Genomic DNA, 9,861 nt, shown 5'->3' on the forward strand with positions numbered 1-9,861 from the left:
CCGGCTCAGAGGGGGAAGGTGGGGAGGCCCCGGAACAGCTGCTGCAACCCCTCGCCCCAGGCCTTTCGCAGCGCCACGAAGTGGGGGTTCTGTTCGGTGATGCGGTGCAGGTGTGCCGCCGAGAAGCTTCCCTCGGCATAAACCAGGGCGTCCAGGGGCAAGCCCACCGACAGATTGCTGCGCAGGGTCGAGTCGATGGAGATGAGGGCGCACTGCAGGGCGGTCTGAAGCGGCGTCTCATGGTGGATGATGCGATCGAGGATGGGTTTGCCGTACTTGCTCTCACCAATCTGGAAGTAGGGGGTGTCGGCGCTCGCCTCGATGAAGTTGCCCTCCGGATAGATGTGGAAAAGGCGGTGGCGCTCCCCCCGGATCTGCCCCCCCAGCAGCATGTTGCAGCCGAAGTTGATATGGCCCTGCTGCTGACCCCCATCCCGGCTGATGACGGTGCGTATGGTCTGGCCGATGAGGGCGGCAGCCTCGTAGAGGCTGGGGAGGGCAAGCAGCTCCTGCCCCTGTGTCAGCAGGCTGATGACGCTCTGGGTGGTGGCCAGATTGCCCGCGCTTTGCAGCACCAGCACCCTGTCTTCCCCGGTGAAGAGGTGCAGCTTGCGGAAGGTGGCGATGTGATCCACCCCCGCATTGGTGCGCGAATCGGACGCAAACACCATGCCGTCTTGCAGGCACATGGCAACGCAATAGGTCATGGGCAGGCCCCCGCGGCCGAGATCCCGGCTCTCATTGCTGCTGTCCATCCAGGCGGGTCACCTGCGCCTGGCTCTGCAACTGTTCGCACCCGCCGCCATAGCGCACGCCGCGCACCGGACAGGCATCCAGATAATCCATGCCGACCGCGAGCTTGAGGTGCTCGCTGGTGGAGCTGGTGAGGTTGGTGACGTCGAAGGTGTGCCAGCGCGCCTCGATCCACACCTCGGCCCAGGCGTGCATCGCCACGTGGCTGTTGTCCTGGCTGTAGAGGTAACCGCTCACGTACCGGGCCGGCAGGCCGGCGTGGCGGCAGCAGGTCAGGAAGACATGGGTGTGGTCCTGACAGACGCCGCTGCCTGAGGCGAGGGCCTCGTCGGCGCTGAAGGTGGCGTCCGTGCTGCCGGGCTGATAGGGCATCAGCACCAGGATGCGTGCCATCAGGCTCTGCAAGTCGGCCAGGGTCGGCTCCTCTGGCAGGCAGGCCTTCGCAAGATCCTGCAGGGCCGGGGTCGGGCGGGTGAGGGCGGTGGGCCTCAGGTAGCTCAGGGGGGAGATGAGAGAGCTCTCTTCATCCTCCGGGGCGTCGTCGCGGATCTCCACCTCCCCGTGGGCGCGGATCAGGATCCCCTCGTGGGGGGACTCCAGGCTCAGCACGTGCAGTATATTGCCGTAACCGTCCGTGGTGCAGGTGGCCTCCCCCGGCAGCTCCAGCTCCCAGGAGAGGATCTGCTGGCGGGCCGTGCTGTGGGGGGTCAGGCGCAGGTACTGGGTGCTGCGGCGCACCACGTCGGCATAGTGGTAGCGGGTCTGGTGATCGATGATGAGTCTCATAATACCTCCAGGTAGGCGGCGTGGATGCTCTGGCCGATGGCGCCGATGTCGCTGAGGAAATCCCTCAGGTACGCCTGCATGCCGAGGGCAAAGACATCGTCGATGGTGCCATAGGTCAGATGGGCGTTGAGTATGGTGGTGAGACGCCGGGGCGTCTGACCGGCGTTGCCCTCGATCTGGGCCAGGATGTGCTCCATCTCGTCGAGGCAGGCCCGCAGGGAGCGCGGCACTTCATTGCGCAGGATCAGCAGCTCGGCGATGGAGGCATGGGAGAGCGTCTTGTAGAGGGTCTGGTGGGCCTCATAGGCTCCCACCGAGCGCAGCAGGGCGTTCCAGCGGTAGAACTCGCGCACGCTGTCCTCGTCCTCCCGGATCACCTGATACTTCACGGTCAGGATGCGCGCCGTGTTGTCAGCCCGCTCGATGAAGGTGCCAAGGCGCAGGAACCAGAGCACGTCACCGCGCATGATGGTGCCATAGGTGGCGCCGCGAAACTGGTGGGAGCGCTCCTTGATCCAGTCGAAGAACTCCTGTGCCTGACCGCTGGACAGCCCCGCCTGGCGCCGCCGACGGATCTCTATCCAGGCGGCGTTGATGCTCTCCCACACCTCACCGGGGATCTTGCCCCGCACCGCGTGGGCGTTGTCCCTGGCCATGCGCAGACAGCTGAAGATGCTGCTCGGGTTCTCCTCGTCGAAGCAGAAGAATTGCAGCAGGTTCTCCATGTTCACCTGGCCGTAGCGGGCCAGGAAGGGCTCGTGGGTGCCACTGATGGTGAGAGGCGCCACCAGCTCGCTGTGATCGGCGTCGATGGAGGGCATCAGCGACATGGTCTGGGTGACGTCCAGCATGCGCGCCGTGTTCTCCGCCCGCTCCAGGTGGCGGGACATCCAGTAAAGTTCGCTTGCGGTGCGGCTCAGCATGGGCTGCCCTCCATGACCCAGGTGTCCTTGGTGCCACCGCCCTGGGAGGAGTTGACCACCAGGGAGCCTTCGGTGAGGGCGACCCGGGTCAGGCCGCCCGGTACTAGGCGCAGCTCCTGCCCCGTGAGCACGAAGGGGCGCAGGTCGATGTGGCGGGGGGCGATGCCGGCGTCGACGAAAGTCGGGCAGGTGGAGAGGGAGAGGGTCGGCTGGGCGATGTAGTTGTCCGGCCGAGCCTTGAGCAGCTCGCGAAAACGGGCCAGCTCCTCGCGACTGGCGCAGGGGCCGATGAGCATGCCGTAGCCACCGGCGCCATGGACCTCCTTGACCACCAGCTCCTCCAGATTGGCCAGCACGTGGGAGAGGGCCGCCGGCTCGCGGCACTGCCAGGTGGGCACGTTGTTGAGAATGGGATCTTCCCCCAGATAGAAGCGGATCATCTCCGGCACATAGGGGTAGATGGACTTGTCATCCGCCACCCCGGTGCCGATGGCATTGGCCAGCACCACGCCGCCGGCGCGGTAGACCGACAGCAGCCCGGGCACGCCGATGAGGGAGTCCGGGTTGAAGGCGAGGGGGTCCAGGAAGTCGTCGTCGATGCGGCGATAGATGACATCCACCCTTTTCAGCCCAGTGGTGGTGCGCATCAGCACCTGACCATCCTTGACCACGAGATCCGCGCTCTCCACCAGCTCTACCCCCATCTGCTGGGCGAGGAAGCTGTGCTCGAAGTAGGCGCTGTTGAAGCGCCCCGGGGTCATCACCACCACGCAGGGGTTGTCCACCGGGCTGCTCTCGCGCAGGGTCTGCAACAACAGGGCCGGGTAACGCTCCACCGGGGCGATGGGCTGGTTGTGAAACAACTCCGGGAAGAGGCGCATCATCATCTTGCGGTTCTCCAGCATGTAGGAGACCCCGGAGGGGGTGCGCAGGTTGTCCTCCAGCACATAGTACTCACCGTCGTGGTTGCGGATGATGTCTACCCCGGTGATGTGGACATAGGTGTCCCGGTGCAGGTCGACCCCCTGCATGCAGGGTTGGTACTGGGCGTTGGCGAGGATCTGGGCGGCCGGGATCACTCCCGCCTTCAAGATGCGCTGATCGTGATAGATGTCGTGCAGGAAGGCATTGAGGGCGGTGACCCGCTGGCGGATCCCCTTGTCCAGATGTTGCCACTCCCGGGCGGGAATGATGCGGGGAATGCTGTCGAACGGGATGAGACGCTCGGCGCCGTCCCCGTCCCCATAGACGTTGAAGGTGATGCCGACCCGGCGAAACAGCAGGTCGGCCTCCTCACGCTTGCGCTCTATGCTCTTCTCGTCGGTCTGGTGCAGCCACGCCAGGTAGGCGTGGTAATGATCGCGAAACTGGTTGTCGGTGAGCAGCATCTCGTCGTAACAACCGGGTCCGGGGGGCTTGATGGGCAGCATAGGCAACTCCTTGTGACGTCCCTGATCTCAGGAATTGCAAGGGGTGTGCCAGCCAATTGAGTCGCTGCCGAGGCCTGTATCATTAAAATTTTATCGAAAAATCATATGGATGACTCTTCTGTCATCAGTGGGTGGCCGAGGGTGCACCAGAGTGGTACCCCATGGAGGGTATGCCTGCGCCATCTTGTGGCGGCAGGACCCGACGGCAAGGGACGAGCGCATCGGGAGGCGGGCGTGGGAGGCGACCGCCCTTGCCCCGAGGCGGGGCAGGGGAAATGAAAAAGCCCAGCCATAAGGCTGGGCTTTGGAAGATGGCTCCCTCGACAGGACTTGAACCTGTGACATACGGATTAACAGTCCGCCGTTCTACCGACTGAACTACGAGGGAATTGGCTCCTCCTACTGGACTTGAACCAGTGACATACGGATTAACAGTCCGCCGTTCTACCGACTGAACTAAGGAGGAATTGCCTGTCTCGTCGAGACGGGGCGGATATTAATGGCCTGGGGGACGGGTGTCAACCCGATGGCTTGCGTAAAAAATGGCTTTTTGGCCTGTTTGTCCAAAACTTGGCCGCTGTGGACTATTTTCAGCACAATCAGCAGCTTGAGATGCCCTTGCGGGAACATGCACGCCTGTGCGTCCCCTCCTTCATCCAGAGGTGCAGGTCAGGGTTTTTCTTGGGAGAAACAGCACGGAGGGCGGCCGCAGTTGGCGGGAAACGGCGCGCAAATACAGGGGATAGGCGACAATATTGCGCGCTCATGTCCATTTCTTGATCCCGCCCATCGAATTATCGGGCCGGCTCGGGTATGGTTGCTCAGGATACCATCGCCGCGTCGACAGCTCTGCCGGCCCTTGATGATGATCGGGTGCCGGTTCACCCCGGCCTTTGTCTCCTTCTTCTGGTATTACCCTAGACATGCACAATCAAGCTTCCTTACAAGGCGTGAAGCTGGCTATCGCATTGCGCCAATCCTGCATCGACGAACCCTATGGCGTGGCGCGCTTCGGCCGCGACCTCATCGCCGGCATCACGGTCGGCATCATCGCCATCCCGCTGGCCATGGCGCTGGCCATCGCCAGCGGCGTGCCGCCCCAGCACGGCCTCTACACCGCCATCATCGCCGGGATCGTGATCGCCGTGACCGGGGGCTCCCGTTTCTCCATCTCGGGCCCTACCGCCGCCTTCGTGGTGATCCTCTACCCGGTGGCCCAGCAATTCGGGGTGGGGGGACTCTTGATGGCCACCCTGATCTCGGGCTGCTTCCTAGTGGCCATGGGGATGGCGCGGCTCGGGCGCCTCATCGAGTACATTCCGCCTTCGGTCACCCTGGGCTTCACCGGCGGTATCGCCATCGTGATCGCCACCCTGCAGATCAAGGACTTCTTCGGCCTGCAGGTGCCCGAGATGCCTGAGACCTACCTGGGCAAGGTGCAGGCGCTGGCCCATGCCCTGCCCAGCTGGCAGTGGGGTGACACGCTCGTCGGGGTGGCCACCCTGGCGGTGTTGTTGCTCTGGCCCAGATTGCGGCTGCCGGTGCCGGGCCACCTGCCCGCCGTGCTGGTGGGGGTGGGCCTGGGCTTTGGCCTGCATCAGTTCGGGGTGGACGTGGCTACCATAGGCAGCAAGTTCAGCTACACCCTGGCCGATGGCTCCCAGGGGATGGGGATCCCCCCCATAGCGCCGACCCTGGTGATGCCCTGGGCCCTGCCGGGACCGGACGGGGCGCCGGTGGAGTGGAACCTGGCCGCCATCGAGCGGCTGCTGCCCGCCGCCTTCTCCATGGCCATGCTGGGTGCCATCGAATCCTTGCTCTGCGCCGTGGTGCTGGATGGCATGACGGGTCGCAAACATAGCTCCAACGGCGAGCTGGTGGGGCAGGGGCTTGGCAACATCCTGGCCCCCTTCTTCGGCGGCATCACGGCGACGGCCGCCATCGCCCGCTCCGCCGCCAATGTGCGGGCCGGGGCCACCTCGCCCATTTCCGGCATCGTCCATGCCCTGGTGGTGCTGGCCGCCATCCTGGTGCTGGCCCCCTGGCTCTCCTGGCTGCCGCTCTCCGCCATGGCGGCCCTGCTGCTGCTGGTGGCCTGGAACATGAGCGAGGCCCACAAGGTGGTGGATCTGGTGCGCCGTGCCCCCAGATCCGACGTGCTGGTGCTGCTGGTCTGCCTGTCTCTCACGGTTATCTTCGACATGGTCATCGCTATCACCTTCGGGGTGATCCTGGCTTCGCTGCTGTTCATGCGGGAAATTGCGAAGATGACCCGGCTGCACAACCTGGCGGAGCACAAGCGTTATGCCAGCGAGGTGCCGGCCCAGACCCTGATCTACAAGATCAACGGGCCCCTGTTCTTTGCGGCGGCGGAGCGGGTCTTCGACGAGTTGCTGGCCCAGGTGCGGGATCACAAGGTGCTGATCCTGCAGATGGAGGCGGTCTCCATCCTGGATGCGGGGGGACTCTCCGCCTTCCAGCAGTTTGCCAGACGGATGGCCAAGTCGGGTGTCCGGCTCAAGGTGGCCGAGTTGCAGTTCCAGCCCCTCAAGACCCTGGCCCGGGGCAAGGTGCGCCCGGTGGCGGGGGAGTTGGAGTTCTACGGTTCGCTGGAAGAGGCCATTCGAGGAGAACATTTGCACGAAGCGGTTGAAAATTGATGGAAAGGGATAGGAAACGGCAACTTTTTGGTCACTTGGTTCGCTAATTGAGCAATCAGTGGTAAAAGATAAAAAATTGGATTGACCGGCCCGCTCCTATCCCTTACATTACGCCCCGTTCCGGCGCAGCAGCGCAACGAACCCGTGTTGGCTGAACACGTTAAATCACAGACAGAACTTTGGTGCGGTGCCCGAGGGCCGCCCACCGACGAAGTAGGCAAGAAGCACGTATCGCGTCTTCCGAAAGCCACTTCAAAGAAGTGAAAATTTGGTGAGGTGTCCGAGTGGCTGAAGGAGCACGCCTGGAAAGTGTGTATACGGCAACGTATCGAGGGTTCGAATCCCTCCCTCACCGCCAAATAAAACAAAAGGGCCTGTCGAAAGACAGGCCCTTTTGTTTTATCCGGTGACGGGCGGCTCGGTTCTAACCCTGGTTCGACAGGCGGGCAGGAAAGCCCGCCTAGACGGCCAGAGGCCGCCCGCAGGGCGAGCGCCAGGGATGGCGCGAGTCAACCCGACCCATCCTCAGATGTTAGAACCGACCTGGTGGTCGGTTTTTTTTGCTTTGGGGAAGAACTATCCGCTCATGTTGAAGAGGGGGGAGCTCCCTCGCCGGGTTCGAGCAGGGCAGCTTGCTGCGATGAACAGCCGCAGGCCGCCCCGAAGGGGTGAGCCACGCAGTGGCGCATCATCCCTCCCTCACCGCCAAATTACAAAAAACCGACCCTAGGGTCGGTTTTTTGTTTTCGCGGTCGGCCAATCTCGGGAGCCGATGAGGGAGGGGGAGCCCCTTGCCGACGGCGGGCGTTTCCCCGCTACTGCCGGCCCATAATCTCCCCTCTCCCGGCTCTGTTGCGGGCCCGGCCTATTGCTCAGAAGATCACCCCGACCAGCCTGTCGAGCAGCGTCTCGAAGGAGAACAGAGTGAGGAGCAGGGGCAGGAAGGGGGCGACGGTGGCCAGTACCAGTTGCAGGAACATGTCCCGGCTAAATGGCATGGGCCTGATCTCCTTGATGATGGCGTAGGCGTTGCCCAGATCGGCGAGGGACTGGATATCGGCGGCGCCGAGCAGGGTTTCCCCGTCCCGATCGGCCGTGCGCAGCCATCTGTGCTCGAAACTGCGGCTGTATTCGGCCGCGAGGGCGCCATATTCCCGCAGCCCCTGGCGCTTGGCCTTCAGGATATGAGGGGTGAAGACCGCCAGGGGAGCCAGCACGAGCAGCAGGCCGAAACCGGCGAGCAGTATGATCTCCGGCTTGTAGGCGGTCAGCACGGCGGCGTCATGGAAGATCCGGTTGGCGATGAACCCGGCAAGCTGGGCACCCAGTGCGGTCAGCAGAGGCGAGTAGGCATAGGCCGAGCCGCCGAGAAAGCCGAGGCCGCAGTTGCGATCCGGATGGGTCGGCATGAGGACGAGCGGGATCCGGGATACCTGCCAGAGGAAGCGGGCCCAGATCAGGATACGGTAGAGCCAGCGCAGGAGCAGGAACTGGATGATGGGGTTGCTCACCCAGAAGAACCAGAATCCGGGCAGGGTCAGGGACACATGCCCCTCCTGAAGAGTGGCGTACCAGGTGGAGGAGTTCAGCACGAAGGTACTGGTCCGGATGAAGTAGCCCATGGAGAAGACGAAGAGGATGAGGCCGATCTCCACGGGAATCGAATTTCGCCAGCTCATGGCGCTGCGAATGGCCTCGTGGAAACGGGGCATGGAGAGCGGGTCTATCAACCCGCGCTCGACAAACTGGCTGACGATCCCACGGATGCGCTGGTGGACGATCAGCTCGGCAAACACCAGCAGGGAGACGCAGATGAGGAAACGGACATGGGTCTCGATGTCCAGCAGGAAAGGCACGGCCACGCCCTGCAGCAGGCTGCCCTCCCAGCCGCACAGCAGCAGGAGGGGGAGCCAGCAGATCCCGCACAGGATGAGGATACGTCGCCTGATATGGGCCTCGATATCGCCAAGGTGGGCCCGGCTCCACAACTGGTAGAGGGGGCCACCCAGAATGAGGGAAAAGTTGGCTGGATCCGAAAGCTGAGGGGAGAGCGGATCGGGTGGGGCGACAGGCTTGTGGTGGGACATGATGTGATCACCTTTATGTGTGTGATGACGATGGCATCCGGCGAGAGTGGGCCGCTTTCTTGTTCAACGTGAGGGCGGTACACGCCGGCATCGGGAGCTGGCGCCATGGGTGTCGTAAGAGCCCCTCTGATCGCCGCGCCTCTTGTCTGTCGTGAGCCCGGATGGGCAGGGCAGGCAGGGGAAAATCACGGCCAGCGCCATGGGATGACACCAATGGGTCTGAACCAGCCCCCATGGTGATAGGTATAGCGCTCGTCATGGCCGGCGAGGTGATCTGGCGCGACATTTTCAGCGAAAGGGCCCGGCTCGCCAGAACCGCCGGGCGTCTCCTCCCTGGCAAAAGGGCCATCAAGAACAGGGTGTCGGATGGGCAACTTGCCATGCGCCAGTGACAAGTGTGGCAACGGGCAATTTTTTGCCCTGTAATTGGAATTAAGTTCTGGTAATGCAATAAATGCCGGCTGTATGTGCTGGGTGAGCAAGCTGTTGCCGAGAAGGGGGCGGAGGCGGGGGCAGATTTTTTACAACCTATTGTTTTATATTGAGAAAATATATTGGCATGGCCACTGCTAATGGCTTCGGTTGAGTGTCATTACCGTTCAACCCATCAGGAGCTATTCCATGCCAACTCCATGTTATATCAGCATCGAAGGTAAAACCCAGGGCAACATCACCGCAGGTGCCTTCACCTCCGATTCCGTCGGCAACATCTTCGTGCAGGGCCACGAAGACGAGATGCTGGTGCAGGAATTCCAGCACGTCGTCACCGTGCCGACCGATCCCCAGTCCGGCCAGCCGGCGGGTCAGCGTGTCCACAAGCCGTTCAAGTTCACTGTTGCCCTGAACAAGGCCGTGCCGCTGATGTACAACGCCCTGGCGTCCGGCGAGATGTTGCCGAAGGTGACTCTGAAGTGGTACCGCACCTCCGTCGAGGGCAAGCAGGAGCACTTCTTCAGCACTGTGCTGACCGACGCCACCATAGTCGACATCGACTGCCAGATGCCCCACTGCCAGGATCCGGCGAAGTCTGACTTCACCCAGCTGATCCAGGTCTCCATGGCCTACCGCAAGATCGACTGGGAACACACCGTGGCCGGCACTTCCGGTGCGGACGACTGGCGCGCGCCGATCGAGGCGTAATTCGCAGCCAAGGGGCACTGCTTGCGGTGCCCCTTGTTCTCCGCAGGCCTGGCCAAGGTTCCCAGCCGCGTCAATCCACCTC

Annotated in this window: 7 protein-coding genes and 3 tRNA genes; 3 read left to right on the forward strand and 7 right to left on the reverse strand. The window is 62.9% G+C overall.

What is annotated here, in order from left to right:
* Positions 1-5 precede the first annotated feature (5 nt).
* The 6 genes from R2B70_RS07780 to R2B70_RS07805 form a co-directional block, all read right to left on the reverse strand.
* Entirely contained in the window at positions 6-755 is a 750-nt protein-coding gene (locus R2B70_RS07780) for a peptidase (protein ID WP_318163051.1), read from the reverse strand.
* Complete coding sequence (locus R2B70_RS07785) at positions 739-1,539, reverse strand: transglutaminase family protein (RefSeq protein ID WP_043155628.1); 801 nt, start codon at positions 1,537-1,539, stop codon at positions 739-741. Before R2B70_RS07785 ends, R2B70_RS07780 begins: the two co-directional genes overlap by 17 nt.
* The gene (locus R2B70_RS07790) at positions 1,536-2,462 is read right to left on the reverse strand and encodes an alpha-E domain-containing protein (protein ID WP_318163052.1); all 927 of its coding nucleotides are present in this window, start codon (positions 2,460-2,462) and stop codon (positions 1,536-1,538) included. Before R2B70_RS07790 ends, R2B70_RS07785 begins: the two co-directional genes overlap by 4 nt.
* Positions 2,456-3,892, reverse strand: coding sequence for a circularly permuted type 2 ATP-grasp protein (locus R2B70_RS07795; RefSeq protein WP_318163053.1), 1,437 nt, complete (start codon positions 3,890-3,892; stop codon positions 2,456-2,458). The genes R2B70_RS07790 and R2B70_RS07795 overlap by 7 nt, the downstream gene beginning before the upstream one ends.
* 312 nt (positions 3,893-4,204) lie before the next feature.
* Positions 4,205-4,280 (reverse strand) — tRNA-Asn (locus tag R2B70_RS07800).
* A gap of 2 nt (positions 4,281-4,282) precedes the next feature.
* Positions 4,283-4,358: transfer RNA gene (locus R2B70_RS07805), tRNA-Asn, on the reverse strand.
* 457 nt (positions 4,359-4,815) lie between these two features.
* Here R2B70_RS07805 and dauA point away from each other — a divergent pair.
* Both dauA and R2B70_RS07815 read left to right on the forward strand, forming a co-directional pair.
* Complete coding sequence (gene dauA / locus R2B70_RS07810; protein ID WP_318163054.1) at positions 4,816-6,552, forward strand: C4-dicarboxylic acid transporter DauA; 1,737 nt, start codon at positions 4,816-4,818, stop codon at positions 6,550-6,552.
* Positions 6,553-6,822: 270 nt separating this feature from the next.
* A tRNA-Ser gene (locus tag R2B70_RS07815) sits at positions 6,823-6,910 on the forward strand.
* Positions 6,911-7,424: 514 nt separating this feature from the next.
* Here the strand turns inward: R2B70_RS07815 and R2B70_RS07820 are convergent.
* Positions 7,425-8,639, reverse strand: a complete 1,215-nt coding sequence (locus R2B70_RS07820) for a hypothetical protein (protein WP_042075289.1) — start codon at positions 8,637-8,639, stop codon at positions 7,425-7,427.
* Positions 8,640-9,260: 621 nt separating this feature from the next.
* On the opposite strand from R2B70_RS07820, the gene hcp1 reads away from it, so the two are divergent.
* Complete coding sequence (gene hcp1, locus R2B70_RS07825; RefSeq protein WP_010634242.1) at positions 9,261-9,779, forward strand: type VI secretion system effector Hcp1; 519 nt, start codon at positions 9,261-9,263, stop codon at positions 9,777-9,779.
* Positions 9,780-9,861 lie beyond the last annotated feature (82 nt).

The organism is Aeromonas sp. XH (genome assembly GCF_033348475.1).
Lineage (GTDB): Bacteria > Pseudomonadota > Gammaproteobacteria > Enterobacterales > Aeromonadaceae > Aeromonas > Aeromonas sanarellii.

Excerpts from the sequence above, each read along its gene's own strand:
- R2B70_RS07780 (WP_318163051.1), bottom strand. The coding sequence starts at position 755 with ATGGACAGCAGCAATGAGAGCCGGGATCTCGGCCGCGGGGGCCTGCCC.
- R2B70_RS07785 (WP_043155628.1), bottom strand. The coding sequence starts at position 1,539 with ATGAGACTCATCATCGATCACCAGACCCGCTACCACTATGCCGACGTG.
- R2B70_RS07790 (WP_318163052.1), bottom strand. The coding sequence starts at position 2,462 with ATGCTGAGCCGCACCGCAAGCGAACTTTACTGGATGTCCCGCCACCTG.
- R2B70_RS07795 (WP_318163053.1), bottom strand. The coding sequence starts at position 3,892 with ATGCTGCCCATCAAGCCCCCCGGACCCGGTTGTTACGACGAGATGCTG.
- dauA (WP_318163054.1), top strand. The coding sequence starts at position 4,816 with ATGCACAATCAAGCTTCCTTACAAGGCGTGAAGCTGGCTATCGCATTG.
- R2B70_RS07820 (WP_042075289.1), bottom strand. The coding sequence starts at position 8,639 with ATGTCCCACCACAAGCCTGTCGCCCCACCCGATCCGCTCTCCCCTCAG.
- hcp1 (WP_010634242.1), top strand. The coding sequence starts at position 9,261 with ATGCCAACTCCATGTTATATCAGCATCGAAGGTAAAACCCAGGGCAAC.